Source organism: Maribellus sp. CM-23, from assembly GCF_021354595.1.
Classification (GTDB): Bacteria; Bacteroidota; Bacteroidia; order Bacteroidales; family Prolixibacteraceae; genus Draconibacterium.
This window is the reverse complement of sequence record NZ_JADWYJ010000004.1, coordinates 578,892-594,028: the sequence shown is the minus strand read 5'-3', so window position 1 is coordinate 594,028 and position 15,137 is coordinate 578,892. Positions and strand designations below refer to the sequence as shown.

10 protein-coding genes are annotated in these 15,137 nt (G+C 44.4%); all 10 read right to left on the bottom strand.

Annotated elements, in window-relative coordinates; translation table 11 throughout:
- Position 1: 1 nt before the first annotated feature.
- The 10 genes from INQ51_RS16210 to INQ51_RS16165 all read right to left on the bottom strand — a co-directional run bounded on the left by INQ51_RS16210 (position 2) and on the right by INQ51_RS16165 (position 15,135).
- Positions 2 to 1,324: a V-type ATP synthase subunit B gene (locus INQ51_RS16210; RefSeq protein ID WP_233378997.1), complete on the bottom strand. Its 1,323-nt coding sequence runs from the start codon at positions 1,322 to 1,324 to the stop codon at positions 2 to 4.
- A complete protein-coding gene (locus INQ51_RS16205) occupies positions 1,321 to 3,096 on the bottom strand; it encodes a V-type ATP synthase subunit A (RefSeq protein WP_233378996.1) in 1,776 nt (591 codons plus the stop codon). The genes INQ51_RS16210 and INQ51_RS16205 overlap by 4 nt, the downstream gene beginning before the upstream one ends.
- A 38-nt stretch (positions 3,097 to 3,134) precedes the next feature.
- A complete protein-coding gene (locus INQ51_RS16200; protein ID WP_233378995.1) occupies positions 3,135 to 3,956 on the bottom strand; it encodes a DUF2764 family protein in 822 nt (273 codons plus the stop codon).
- Between the two features lie 5 nt (positions 3,957 to 3,961).
- A complete protein-coding gene (locus tag INQ51_RS16195; protein WP_233378994.1) occupies positions 3,962 to 4,576 on the bottom strand; it encodes a hypothetical protein in 615 nt (204 codons plus the stop codon).
- Positions 4,560 to 5,486: a universal stress protein gene (locus INQ51_RS16190; protein WP_233378993.1), complete on the bottom strand. Its 927-nt coding sequence runs from the start codon at positions 5,484 to 5,486 to the stop codon at positions 4,560 to 4,562. The genes INQ51_RS16195 and INQ51_RS16190 overlap by 17 nt, the downstream gene beginning before the upstream one ends.
- A 2-nt stretch (positions 5,487 to 5,488) precedes the next feature.
- On the bottom strand, positions 5,489 to 6,310 hold the full coding sequence (locus INQ51_RS16185) for a hypothetical protein (protein ID WP_233378992.1): 822 nt from the start codon (positions 6,308 to 6,310) through the stop codon (positions 5,489 to 5,491).
- 228 nt (positions 6,311 to 6,538) lie between these two features.
- A complete protein-coding gene (locus INQ51_RS16180) occupies positions 6,539 to 8,008 on the bottom strand; it encodes a RagB/SusD family nutrient uptake outer membrane protein (RefSeq protein ID WP_233378991.1) in 1,470 nt (489 codons plus the stop codon).
- A 26-nt stretch (positions 8,009 to 8,034) separates the two neighbouring features.
- On the bottom strand, positions 8,035 to 11,247 hold the full coding sequence (locus INQ51_RS16175; protein ID WP_233378990.1) for a SusC/RagA family TonB-linked outer membrane protein: 3,213 nt from the start codon (positions 11,245 to 11,247) through the stop codon (positions 8,035 to 8,037).
- Positions 11,248 to 11,408: 161 nt separating this feature from the next.
- A complete protein-coding gene (locus INQ51_RS16170) occupies positions 11,409 to 12,455 on the bottom strand; it encodes a FecR family protein (RefSeq protein WP_233378989.1) in 1,047 nt (348 codons plus the stop codon).
- A 208-nt stretch (positions 12,456 to 12,663) separates the two neighbouring features.
- Complete coding sequence (locus INQ51_RS16165) at positions 12,664 to 15,135, bottom strand: tetratricopeptide repeat protein (RefSeq protein WP_233378988.1); 2,472 nt, start codon at positions 15,133 to 15,135, stop codon at positions 12,664 to 12,666.
- Positions 15,136 to 15,137 lie beyond the last annotated feature (2 nt).

The following is a 15,137-nucleotide window of genomic DNA, read 5'->3' as shown; positions in this document are numbered from 1 at the left end:
CTTAGGATTCAACCCAGTATTTGTCAACAAATTCCTGCTTAATACCAACCTCATCGCGGCTCAGGTATTTACTCATAATCCGCCAGGTTTCTTCCAGCATCTCCTCCACCTCGAGGTTTACATCAATGGCCAGAATGTTTCTCGAATATTCTTCGGCAAACTGCAACACCCTGCGGTCGTAGTCTGACAGCTCGAAACCGTTCTCCATTTTTGTTTTCGAGTTGGCGGCATCGGCATAAAGCCGGATCGCCGAGTTCATCACCTGCGGATGATCTTTACGTGTCACTTTTCCGATCACCAGCTGTTTCAGACGTGACAAGCTTCGGAACGGGTCAACAATTACCTTGTTTACATCCGACGAACGACGCAGGAACAACTGTCCTTCGGTAATGTACCCCGTGTTATCCGGAATGGCATGCGTAATGTCGCCGCCCGACAAGGTTGTTACCGCCAGAATCGTGATGTTTCCGCCATCGGGGAACTGAACGGCTTTTTCGTATATCTTGGCCAGGTCGCTGTACAACGATCCCGGCATACTGTCTTTCGAAGGAATCTGGTCCATACGGTTCGAAACAATACTCAGTGCGTTGGCATACTGCGTCATATCGGTAAGCAGCACCAGTACTTTCTCATTCTTCTCCACCGCATAATATTCCGCGGCAGCCAGTGCCATGTCCGGAATCAGCAACATTTCAATAGGCGACTTATCGGTGGTATTTATAAAGCCAATGATTTTCGACTGTCCGTATCCTTTCTCAAAGGTGTTTTTGAAGAACAAGTAATCATCGCGGGTCAGCCCCATTCCGCCCAGGATAATTTTGTCCACCTTGGCACGCAAGGCAATAAGCGCAAGTACCTGATTGTACGGCTGGTCGGGATCGGCAAAAAACGGGATTTTCTGCCCCGAGACCAGTGAGTTGTTCAGGTCGATACCCGCAATACCCGTAGCTATAAATTCGCTGGGTTGTTTACGTCGCACCGGGTTTACCGATGGCCCTCCGATCGGATACTCGCGGCCTTCAACAGCAGGCAAACCATCGATGGGCGAGCCAAAAGCATCGAAAAACCGTCCGGCCATGTGGGCGCTAAGCGGCAACCACGGGGCCCGTCCGGTAAAAATTACTTCGGCATCGTTTTGCAAACCTTCGGTACCTTCAAATACCTGAAGCGTCACACTTTTCCCGGCAATCTTTACTACCTGGGCAGTTCGTCCCTGAACATAAGCCATTTCTTCGTAGCCAACGCCTGTGGCATCGAGCGTACAGGTAGCTTTTGTAATGTTGTTTAACCGGCAATATATTTTTTGAAAGGCTTTTGCTCTCATGATACTGTTACATTTTGATTGATGTATTCTTCTAACTGTGCTTCGTATTCTTTGAACTGCTGGCTCTTGAATTCGGCGTAGTTCATTTGTTTGAACAGGTTGATGACGCGTTTGAAAAAGTCGCGCACCTCATCAAAATCAGAAAAGCTGAATTCTTTCCGTACCAGTCCAATTACTTTTTCGAGCATGTATTTCTGGCGTTTGAGCGGCGAGTTACAGTCAACCGCATCAAAAGCATCCTGTTGCAAAATGGCAAAGTCGATCAGTTCCGATTTCCAGAATGTTTCGTGGTAGTTTACCGGAACGCCATCGTCGCCCAGAATATTGATCTGTTCCCTGATCTCGTTTCCCTGGATCAGAAAATACTTTACAAATTCGATGTTCTCAATCCAGTCGGCACTGATTTCGCGTTTGGCAAAAGCGATAAACTCGTCGTACTCCACATATTTTGAGTAGCTGTCGTTCGGATCGATGGCCGGATAGCGTTTACTGTCGGCGCGGTTTTGCGACAAGGCAAAAAAGCAGCGTGCCACTTTTTTGGTGGCTTCGGTAACCGGCTCCAGCAGGTTTCCACCGGCCGGCGAAACGGTACCGATAAAAGTAATGGAACCACTTTTTCCGTTGGGCAACAAGGTGTAACCTGCCCGCGAGTAGTAGTTGGCAATAATGGCCGACAAGTCCATCGGGAACGCATCCGGTCCGGGCAGTTCTTCCATCCGGTTCGACATTTCACGCAGAGCCTGTGCCCACCTTGATGTGGAATCAGCCAAAAGCAGTGTCCGCAAGCCCTGCGAGCGGAAATATTCGGCCAGTGTCATGGCAGTGTAAACCGAAGCTTCACGCGCTGCCACCGGCATATTCGAAGTATTGGCAATAATAATGGTCCGTTCAGCCAGTTTTCCCCCGGTGTGCGGGTCGTCCAGGTGCGGAAATTCCGAGAAGATCTCCACCACCTCGTTGGCGCGCTCGCCACAGGCTGCGACAATTACCACATCGGCAGCTGCCTGTTTGGCCAGTGCGTGCTGCAGAACGGTTTTTCCGCTACCAAACGGACCGGGAATAAAGCCGGTTCCGCCTTCCATAATCGGGTTAAGCGTATCGATTACCCGAACCCCGGTTTCAAACAGTTTACCCGGGCGCAATTTCTCGCGGTAGCCTCTGAAAGCCTTTTTCACGGGCCAGGTAAAACTCATGGAAACCTCGTGTTCACGGCCATTGTCGTCTTTTAAGCGGGCAATGGTATCACTCAGTTGGTATTCACCTTCGCCGGCCAGCCAGCTTATTTCATATTCTCCCTCCAACTTAAAAGGAACCATAATTTTATGCTGAATATGATGTTCGGGCACCTGTCCCAGCCAGTCGGCAGCAGTTACCAGGTCGCCCACTTTTGCCAGCGGTTTGAAATGCCAAACCGAGTCGTTTTCAAGCGGATACGAACGTGAACCTGCTTCCAGAAAAATACCGTCGATTTTATCCAGGTCGTTCTGAAGCCCGTCGTAATTGCGTGTAAGCATTCCCGGCCCCATTGTTACTTCCAGCATCGAATCGATAAAATGAACATCGAGGCCTACTTTAAAACCGCGGGTTGCTTCAAAAACCTGCACATAGGCAGTCTGTCCCGAAGTTTTAATTACTTCGCCCATTATTTCTTTTCCATCGTGTTGAAAAAAGCAAATCCCATTCTGGATCAATGCTCCCCTGGTTTCAACCTCAACCAGGTTGCCCACAATGGCGGTTACTTTTCCTTTACTTATAATATTCTTGTTTTCCATAGCAATTTTATTCTTTTGAAAACCGGGATTTAATTGAATCAGAAGTGAAGTTGTTGACTACTGTCGTACGCGCGTACCATGGCTTCAGCCAGTTCTTCGGGCACCACCGTTTTTTCCGGGTTATGAATACCTGTCCACCTGTCGATGATTATCAGTTTTTGCAAATAGCCCAGAATCACATCGGCCGAGAAATATTCAAAACGATTGATCTCGTCGATTTGAGCCCATCGGAGCGCATCTATTTTCTTTTCCCGTTCCTGCAAATTGGTGTTGTCCGAAAGCTTTTTCAACTTTTCGGAAGCATCAAACTCTGACGTAACCACACGGGCTTCTTCGTTAAAATCGAGCAACAACTCGTAGTACGAATTCCCTTCCACCAGCTGACATTTTTTCTCGTCGGCCGATTTTCCGCTACGCCTGAAAGCAAGGTAATTAACCCGGTTAAGTTCCCATTCGCCCCACAGTTCCAGAAAACGGTTCCCGGAGTCACGAAGTGCAGAAAAATAAAGCTCCTGAAGTTTTTGCCCACTGGTACGTTCCGAAACGCTTCCCTCCTGTTGCTTTTGCCAGCTTATCCATTCGCGGAGGTAAGTCGGCAAAGCCTGAAACTGTTCGTTTTCAGGCTCCAGCATTTCGGCTTTCCAGCCAAAGGGAAGTGTTTCTATTTGCGTTCTTCCACTCGCATACAGTACCAGCGTATTATGAAATCCGCGCATCCACAAAAGTTCAGCCCACCGAAGTTCATTTTCGGCCAGCACCTCTTTCAGGCGGGCATAAAACTCTGCCGGTTGCTGTACTTCTTTTTCAGGAGCCAGTTTTAGCTCCGGCAGCCCGGATATAAACGCATAATAAGTATTCATGAAACTTAGGAATTAAAAAGCAGCTCTTTCACTTTCGGCTTGATTAGTGATTCAAAAAAAGTTTGAAAATCGTCTTCGGTGAACGAGACTTTGTAGCCTTCGTGATTGTTGAGCAGCTGAAATCCTTTTTCCATGCCGCGAACAGGTTTGATAACCAGCCCCGAGTTCAGGATTTTGGCGGCCGACGCTTTGTAAAGCGGCTCCAGTTCCCCGATCAGGTTTTCAGGCACCAATGCTTCGTTGGCAGAACCGTTCCCGTTTGGATTTACCCACGAACGGGTAATTTCCAACATCATATCATGGATCAGTTTTGGGTCGGCAGTGGCATGTGCAGCAAGCTCTTTACCTAGCTCGGCCGAAACCACATTGCTTACCTCCTGCCTGGTAATTTCAAGCATTTGCGTTGAAATAGACTCCAGTTCTTCCTGCATGGCAGCATAGATCTTTTCCGACTCAGCTTTAGCTTCAGAAACCATCAGCTCCGCTTTCTGCCGGGCATCGCTCAACATTTTTTCAGCTTCTTTTCTTGCTTCTTCAACCAGCAAATCGCCTTCGTTTTTTGCCTTTTCGATACCTTCCTTGTAGATATTCTCGGTTAGTTCCTTAATCTTTGTGTTCATATTTTTTTCTTTTACCCATACTCTTTAATACATCAATCAAAATAGTAAACAGCGATTCCTTTTTTGGTGTAATCGTGAAAACCGGGTATTCTGATTGTTTGATCACATTCGAAGCCATTTTCCCGATGCTTTTGATATTGATCAACACTTCCTGGTTGGTCATGATCACCACCATATCGGGCTTGCTTTCGTTGATAAAGTCGGGGACCATTTTGTGCATTTCCTTTTCATCTCCCCTCAACAAAGTAGTTTCACACGCAATGTCCTGCTTCAGCAGCCAATCTTCTATTTTCCATATTTTGGTATGAATGCTGCTGTTTTCCCGCTTCATCTTTTCGTTCAAAACCGACATCAGATGGATTTTGGCATTGTATTTTTTGGCAAGTTCTGCCGCCCATTTTACGTTGTGGTTGTAGCGGCGACGTATATCAATCGGCACCAGAATTTTGTGCTTTTCTTCTTCAGACGGTACTCCATCAAAAGTCACCACAGGGCAGTACGCTTCTGCCACCATCTGGCTTACCTGGTCGCTCCATTTCCGGAGGCCACTTGAATCGTTGCCCAGCCGTTTATTGATCACCACCAGGTCGTACTTTGCCCGGTGGATAAACGAAACGACCCATTTCTGCAGACTTCCCTTGCGCAGCTTTAAGCGAATAAATCCCGGAATCTTCTGTTCAAAAAAATCTTTGACAAACTTTTTGAACCTCGCAAATGCCTCGCGTTTGTAATGCAACCTCTCCATGGGGCGATAGTATTTTCCCAGCATGCTGAACCGGGGCGCCACATACAGCAAGGTTACTTTCGAATCAAACTTGCGGCTTAAAATAAGCGCTTGTCTGATCGAGTTGATTCCATGCTCATCGAGAGTCACCGGAACCAGAATATGATGAATAGTAGTTTTTGCCATTATTAACAAATTAAAACGGGTTTGGAGTATTTGTTTCTGAACCACTTTTTCAGGTTTAAAGCCTTTCCAAACGGCGATTTTAATAGCTCCTGGTCTACAATGACCAAATCATATTTATAGGTATCTTTTAATAACTGATGAACTTTTTCAAACGGAACGGCCTCGTTTGATTTAAGTGCGGCTCCCCATTGGTTCGACACATAACTGTTCCAGTCAACCGGAGGTGCCGTATTTTTATCGAGCAATATGCGCAAGTCGGTTTCCGATTTTTGCAGCAGCGTGCTTACCGACTCACACTCATCCAGTTTGCGCAAAAAAGACAGTTCTTTGCTGGTTAGAAACAATATACTTTTAAGTTTCGCCGGAGCAAATGAGGCAGGTAAAATCAACAATGGATTGGTAGTTTGTTCTGCCAGCTTCTGGATTTTGCCAATAATCGGGCAACAAACTCCGGGGAAAGCTTTCTTTAAACTAACAACCAGCAATTCGGGCGACAGCGATTTTTGTCCTCCGTTTAAAAAACTAAACCAATCACCTTCAAAAGGACGAATCGACACACGTGATTCTTCAAACTTAAACTCATTTACGGCTTTCAACTTCAATTCCAGCAACTCATTCCGAACGATTTGTTTCATTACCGGCACGAAATTTTTCAGTAACGACTGACCGTACCTGGGCTTACTATAGGTTTGAACAAAAACAACCCCGTGATTACTGTTTATCAGGTTTCTGTGTGAAAAGATCGCCGACTCCCAGGCTCCTTCCATGAACTCGGTCAGAATAACAATATTCTTGTTCTTCCCTTTTAATCCGTTGCTGTACATTGTTCAATAATTAATGTGGCAACAAAATTACTTAGCTTCCAACAGATTCTTTTGGGGGCATGCCTAAACCGGGGGGTGGGTTTTCCCTACTTTTTTACTTAGACAGCTCTGAGAGCAACAAGATTGGGTGAAAAAGAAGGGCATTTTTTAGCATGGAAGATTCCGACGCTTTAACTTCCCTACTATTTTGAGAAAATTCAGAATCGCGATCGCGAAAAGGAAAAATAACTACGGATTCTGAATCAACCCATCATGAACAAGTATCTGTGACTCAGGAATAAAAAAAACAACCCGTGGGTGATCAGGTGACACAGAAAGAAGCGCATCACCGTTTTCATGAATTCCGGGATAGTGCCGGTCGAGTGTCAATCCGTTTCTAAAAATATCCCAACGCCGCTGGGCTTCGAAAGCCAACTCGAGCCTGCGCTCTTCCAGAACCACTTCCAATACACTGTACCTTCCCTTCAGATCATCTAGGGTGTATAGCTGGTCGCCGGTTAATCCCGCACGCTCCCGAATCAGGTTAACATCATCAATGGCAGCCTGGTTGTTACCCAGTTTAGCATTGGCTTCAGCCCGGTTGAGGTACATTTCAGCAAGCCGCAGAAAAACAGGAGAACTCAAAGTAGGATTATTTTCCTGCAACGAGTATTTATTAATGAAGTATTTGGGATAACCATTGCGCTTTTGAAGCGTAATACCATCGGCCTCGTATTGTGGCTCTATGAATGAGTGACGCGCATCGTCAGGATTCTGATCGAGTAGTTCCCGGTACGACAGTGACGCGTACATCTCTCCCCAGCCTTGTTCTGATACATAGTTATACATTGAGCCGATTGAATTCCACCCCTGATCATCCACATCAGCGATGTGTTTCACTGCAAAAATAGTTTCGCGGTTATCTTCCGGCGACAAACGAAAATACGTTTTATAACTTTCAGTATCCATCAGTGAGTATCGCCCCGAGGCAATAACCTTACCGGCGTATTCTACAACTTTTTCCGCATATTCACGATTTGGGTTATCCGGCGTTCCCGACATATACAAATACACCCTCGACAACAAGGCTTCCGCCACCTCTTTCGACGCATAGATATTTTTCTTTCCGCTGCTCATAAGCTGCTCTGCATACAATAAGTCGTCAATTACCTGTTGATACACTTGTTTTACGGTTGAACGGGGAGGGACATTTTCCACAACATCATCCAGCTTCACCGGAATCCCGGGGTTTATTTCAGGATTTTGACAATACGGCCTTCCGAAAGTATTGCACAAATGAAACAGAGCCTGTGCCCGTAAAAACAGGTTCTCTCCTTTAATCTGACGCATTTCAACCGTAGCACTATCATCAATTGCCTGAATAACCTTATTGCAGCCAACAACCAACTGATAGGCTTTTTCCCAAAATGCGGTGGTGGGGAACATGGCAGGGAAATGCTGATAATTGTAGCAATAGAAAAGTTGATCGGTAGTAGTACCACTCAATGAAACATTATCGCCTCCGTATTCTCCAAAAAAATGAAAGTTGCGTTGGTAATACGAATCTTTCAGGTAATTATAATTTCCGATTGTGGCGCCCTGTAGTCCAAGCTCGTTTTCAATAAGATCCGACTCCGGCAAACCTTCATACGGAGCAAAGTCGAGATTACAGGCACTCACCGAAAATGCGACCAAAATACATGCGGCTATCTTATTCATTTTCTCCTCTCCTTTTCCTGTAATGATTAAAAACTAATATCCAATCCGAATATATATTTTCGAGTAACCGGAAAGAACGCTCCGGAATATCCGTCAATCCCCACTTCCGGATCCATCCCCGAAAAGTCAGTTATTGTAAACAGATTCTCGCCTGAAAGTTTCAAAACGGCCTCTTTTATATGAACCCGTTCCAAAAATGTTTCAGGCAGAGAGTAAGCCACGACCAGCTGTCTTAAGCGAATGAAACTACCATTTTCAATGTACCTTGACGATACTTTGTTCGACAATTTATTCCCTTGCAAAACCGGCTTTGGATGCGTTGCCTCGTCTCCCGGTTTTTCCCACCTACTCCATCCGTCGGACAGTTTCATCGAATTGTAGCTTGGATAAGCTCCATCGTTATCAAAAAACTCGCGATAGGAATTGTATACTTTATTTCCTGCCACAAAGTTAAAATTGGCAGTAAGGCTTATCGTTCCATAGCAAAACTGGTTGGTAAAACCTCCAAAAAAACGGGGAGACGAAGACCCGACGTTTTGCAAAGTTGCCCGGCTGTAATTATTGGTGATTTCAACTACCTTGTTCCCGTTCTCATCAGTTACCACTCTTTCCCACAGAGGATCACCATTTTCAGAATTCACACCGGCCCATTTTCGCAGGTACCAGGTATTCATATCCCAGCCTTCGCGGATGATTTTATTTCCGGTAATGATGTCTTTTCCCTCGTTTAACCTCAGTACTTTGTTTTTATTGAAGCTGATATTAAAGTCGGCATTCCACTTCAATTTATCGTGTTCGACAATATCTGCCTTAACAAGAAATTCAACTCCGCGGTTTTGAATCGCCCCTACATTATCGGTAAACCAGTAAAACCCACTAACCATCGGAAGCGGAACATCCTGCAACAGGTTTTCGGTTTTCTTGTTGTACAAATCAACTGAAAGATCGATTTGCCCGAACAAACCTGCATCAACACCTACATTGGTATTATAATTCGACTCCCAGGTCAGGTCGGGGTTGGCCAGGCGCCGTGGGTAGCCTCCGGGAACCCCATCGTACTGCACCGTTACATTGTAGATTCCCTGTGACACATAATCCGTGATATTGGCGTTTCCAACCGAGCCATAACTACCACGCAACTTCAACTGATCAATAAAATCAAGCGATTTCATAAATTTTTCATTGTGAAGCGCCCACGCAACACTAACCGAATAGAAATCACCGAAACGTTTGTTAACTCCAAAGCGTGACGATCCGTCTCTTCGATACGAAAGCTGGGCCATGTACTTCTCGCCGTAATTATACTGCACATCCGATAACTGCGACAAAAAAGCCGATTCGGTTTTACCGCCACCTAAATACTTGGGTGTTGAAGTAGCATTTAAAATTTCCAGGCTTGGATATATACCTTTTCCTATCCCGAGAATACCATCTGCATAAGATTTTGAGTACTCGTAGGCAGCCAATCCGAATACCCGATGCTGCTGCGACTCAAAACTGAAGCGAAAAACATTGCTGGTAGAAAGATTTTGCCGGTAACCATAGTTATTTTCAATGGAACCGTTGTCGGCCTGCCCCCTTAACGACCGGGCATCGATAATATTCTCATACCGATTATTGATGGTATGTAGCCGGTTTCCTGAAGAAAAGGTCAGCCAGTCCGTTAGTTTCAACTCCAGTCTAAAGTCTGACATGTACTGCGCACTGCGGCTTTTATTATAATTAAACTGTCTGTCATACAATGGATTTATCTTGTCGCGGCTATACCAAACCGGGCTTTCGTCATTCCCTGTGACTTTTTTAATGCTTCCGTCTTCGTTATACGGATTATCCCACGGAAGCATTAAATAAGCATACGAAAGTAGAGCATTCTCGCTATTAAATTTATTCTGAAATATGCCACTCAGTTTGGCTACCAGTTTAACCCGTTTCGATGCATTGTAATCCAGGTTGATACGGCCTGAAAATTTTTCCCATTTGTGCCCGACAACAGCTCCGTCTTCGTTGTAGTACCCCCAGTTTGTATAGATCATCGTTTTTCCTGATCCTCCCTGGTACGATAAATTATAGTCGTGAATAATTCCGGGTTGCATGGCAATGTCGAGCCAGTTGGTTCCCTTTTTTACACTATTTGAGGTTGCGGAGGGCAAAGGAAACTGGTCTTCACTGTTGATCATCGGAGAAATGTAATCGTAAAGTTCCTGTCCATTCATCAGAGAGAACTCTCCCTGATTTAAAAATGCAACACCGGTGTTGGAGATAAATTTAAAACTGGAGGTAGCAATGTTTCCTGTTTTGGTCTCAACCAGGATAATTCCGTTCGAAGCCCTTGATCCATAAAGCGCAGAAGCTGCAGCATCTTTCAACACCGAAATTGACTCGATATCATTAGGGTTGATATCGGGCGATGAATTACCAAAAATTACGCCGTCGATCACCCAAAGTGGTTCATTCGAATAATTGATTGACCCGTCGCCACGAATTCGTAATTCGGGTTTTTCTCCCGGCTCTCCCGATGTATTCACCACCAATAATCCGGAAGCTGAACTCTGAATAATATTGGACACATGGGGAGAACTAACACGACTGATTTTATTGATATTGATCGACTGAATTGCACCGGTAACTGTTTCAGTCGATTGCCTTCCATATGCCACCACAATTATTTCGTCGAGTTCCCGGTTTTTCGAAAACATTACCACTGGCAAATTTTCCTGCCCGTTGTAGTTAACCGATCGCGGCTCCATTCCCAAAAAGGAAAACTGGAGAACGGCAGGGAGGCTATCCAAATCAACCACAAAGTTTCCGTCTGTATCGGTAATGGTCCCCGAGGTGGTCCCTTCAATTAACACCGCTACCCCGGAAAGTGGTTCATTCCATTCGTCAGTAACTCTTCCTTTTGCAATAGTTCGATTATCTTGAAATGCTTTTAGATCCAGTGGAGAGATAACAATTTGCCTGCCTTTTACGACGTAGTTTATCTTTTGCCCTTGAAAAATAAGATCGATTATTTTTTCGATGCTTGCCTGCTCAACATCAACCGTAACCTTTCGATCGACATCTATCAGGTTATTATTATAAAGAAAAAAATAGTTGCTTGATCGTTCTACCTGCCTCAAAGCATCCTTAATAGAAACGTCATTCAATTTCAGCGCAATCCCCTTAGTTTCCTGAGCATACAAATGCGGCACAATCAGGAAACATGCAAAAAAACATATTGTCAGGATTGTTGTCTTCATCGTATAAACCTTTTTTCTCGTCTCCTCCTCATTAGGAATTATACTGTTAATCCTATTTTTTCATAACTCTAATGTTCCTATTTATTTACTATTTGATTAGTCTGAACCTCTTCAGGTAAAACGGACAGAGGAGTGTGTCTCCATTCATATGCCTACTTTGTTCACTGAATTTTCTTCGACGATAAAATAACCTTACGTTTTGTGTATGAACCGTCAGCTTTCCTTTCAGCTGCATTTACTTTGTAATTGATACCTGAAGAACTACACAAAAGACTTAAGGCCTGATTCAACGTTTCGTCGGTAAATGTTGCGGTAAAATGATATTGCTGGATTGCTTCATCTGCAATTACGGTTTCCACATTGTACCATTTCTCCAACTTTTGAACAACCGTTTCAATGTCATCACCAAAAAAGGCCAAACGTCCCTCTTTCCAATCACAGTATTTTCCAAGATCACTTTCTTCTGCAACATTTAAAGAACGTGACCCGTAGTTAAATGTTGCTACCTGGTTGGGCTTCATGGTGAGTAATTCCTTTCCGGAGTCTGAGTTTGCCTGAACGAGACTTACTTTCCCTTCCTGTAAAGCCACCGTTAATTTATCATACTCGTTATAGGCTGAAACATTAAAAGACGTTCCCAGAACTTTTACATCCAACTCACCGGCATTTACAATAAATGGTATTTCCGGGTTGTGTGTCACTTCAAAAAATGCTTCACCATTCAGCACGACTCGTCGCTCATCCATATTATCAAATGAAACAGGAAAATGAAGATGACTGTCGGAATTGAGCCAAACTTTTGTTCCGTCGGCAAGTGTTATACTTGTCTGCATCCCGTAAGTGGTAGAAACATTCTGATATATTGGAGCTACCGGTCCAGGCTTCGTAAAATACTGGTAAAGCGATGCAAATACAATCGCCAGCACCAGAATAGCCGCAATTTGTTGCGTCCAGTACAACCAGCGCCTTTTCTTCCCCCGGTTAAAATCCATGCGGTCTTTGGTTGCTTTTAAAGACGACTCAACATCAATTGAATCAGAAAAAATCAGCTCACCAGATTTACTCCACAACTTTTTGTATGACTGGTATTCCTGCTTGTTATCCACTGATTCAGCAAGCCATTTTTCAAAAAAAACCTTTTCTTCTTTCCCCAGATTTCCGGTTAAAGATTTCAAAATAAGATCCCCCGTATCCTGCCCGTAATCCATTATTGCTTTTAAATTATTGCTGTCTGTCGTAAATAAGACGTAATGACAAGCAATTTACCCCATGTTAAAAGACGTGAAATAAGCGAAAATTAATGAAAAACTCAGCACCCTACCGGTTGTTTTTAAACGAAGTGAGTTTTTAACACGTGATTTCCTATACTTACCGTCCAACCAGCATCAGAGGCAGTTACACAATCCGACCAATTGCTTACCTGCAGTATTTTGCAATGGCATCTTTTGCATCGTTAAATCCCAACGAATAAGCCCGGTGAAATTCATCACAGGCTTTCTCCGGATCGCCGCTTCGCTGGTAAATAATCCCGCTTAAAAATACAGCTGCCCCATTTTCCGACGCTTTTTCGAGTACCACATTTATTTCTTCGCGTGCGCGGGTAAACTGGCTCAACTCGATATAAAAACGTGCAGAAAGTTCGTATGCCTGTAGCAGGCCTCCCCTGTTTTTCTTTATTTCATTTAAAACCTCCAAAGCCCCGTTAATATCCTTGTTTTTGTACTTAAGCATACTCACATTAAAGGCCGGCTCACTGTTTCCCGGGTCAAGACGAAATGCTTTGAAATAGTCGTTCATTGCAGCCTCTACATCTCCCATTTGTTCCTTTGCCTTTGCCCTTGCAGCATAAGCGGTTGCCAGGTCAGGATCACCGTCAATCGCTTTTTCAAAATATTGTAGTGCGATATCCAGGTTTCCTTTTCGGGCCTCTACAATGCCAATGTTTACAAATGTAAGATACGAGGCAGGATTCAACTTCAGCGCCTTGTTATAATTCGACATGGCTGCTTCGAAATTTCCAATCCGGCTATAAGCAAAACCTAAATTGTTGTACGCCAAAAAGGAATTCGGATCGATTCGAACTGCCTGCTGCAAATCTTCGATGGCTTGGGTATGCTTTTGCAAATCTGAATTGGCCGCCCCCCTCGAAATCCAGTAATCGGTTTTATTTGGGTTTAATGCAATGGCTTTATCGAAGTCGGCAAAAGCTTCTTTCTTCATTCCCAATTTCATTTTTACATCGCCCCGCTTGTGCCAGGCATCGGCATTACCCGGCACCAGTTTAACAGCCCGGGTAAGATCAGTAAGTGCCCCTTTATAATCGCCTGCTTTGTTTTTTATTTCTCCTGCCCGAAGCGCAAACTCGTCGCTCTCCAGAAACGTAGGTTCTATTGAGTATTGTCTTCTGTTGGTGGTATTCACAAATTCGGGGATATTGGCCACATGATTAGGGAACATAAAGTTTTCCAGCAAAACCGCCGGCGAGTCGTTTCCATTCTCGTCAATATGAGTCAGGTAAAGTTGGGTGAACGGGCCATTGGCTTTTGAGGCAAACACCAGCCATTTTCCGTTTGGCGACCACGAATGCCACGAATTCATATTATCCGAATTACAATTCAGCACGCGGGCGCTTCCCCCATCGGTGGAAACAATACACAACTTGCTGTCTTTCTGAAGCAGCATAAAACTTTCGGCCTGCGTATATACCATCCATTTTCCATCGGGGGAGATTTTGGGGAAATAGTTGCTCCTGTCATTACCTGAAGCACCGGAAACCGGTTCCGCAATTCCTCCTTTTCCCTCATTAAACGGCACCCTGTAAATATCAAATTTTACCAGGTCTTTCCGCTCCAGAAAATTATTTAGGAATAGCTGGTATTTTGCCTGGTCAACCGCTTTTGACCCGTACATAATTCCGCTTTCATCGAAGTGTCTTGCCCTGGCCCGCGAGAAATAAATGTACTTGCCATCAGGGCTCCAGGTTGGGTTACTGTTCACCCAAACCGTATCGTTAGCTCCCGGAAGTTCAGCCATCTTTTCGGTCTCCCTGTCGTACCACGCCAAGATTCCTTTGATCGGAAAGAATAATTGTGAATATTCGAAATTATCGACGTCCACAAAAATCTCGGCGTCTTTTAACGTGCTGATGGCATATCTTCCGTCGGGCGAAAGTGCCGACAACAAACCATAGGTAAACTCTCCGTTCTGAAAGTCAGCCCAGTTAATAATGTTATCCGATGAAAATTCAGTTGTTTCTGAGAAATCGGCAATGGCGTAAGCTCCCTTTTCATCCCGGGCATCAACATCCATGGCAATGGTAGTTCCATCGGCCGAAAAAGAATGACAGTTGCCACACACTGGCAAATTCTGAATTACTGTATACGGCTTTTCTTCCGAGTCAACATAACCCAATTTCCACTCAATCTCATTAAGGTGTTCGCGTGCATGTTTAAACGGCAGCGGAACCGACCGGTAAAAAATAGGAGCTTCAACTGAGTCAACCGAGAAACTAAATTGGATTCCGGCATTCGAAACGGCTTCTTGTTTAATGGTATCGCTCAATCCATTAATTATCAAACTGATCGATTGGTTTGCAGACTGCTTTTTTATTGTTTCCCATTCTTCGGGTGTCGCTTTCCATTTTTGCTGACCGGCAAGAATAAGCGATAAAATTTCCTTTCCCTGAACGTTAAACGATAACTGCCAGAATTTTGCATTCAGATTTTGATCTTCCCACGTAAAAGTCGGTGAAATAAAATCGGCAGGAAAAAGCGTTTCTGCTTTTGGATTTAACAGTTTGATATCCGTGGTTGGCTTCGTTCTCGAACAGCCAGCCAATAGGATAATCGCCCAAAGTAATACCTGAAAACATAAAATTGTATTCTTCATTC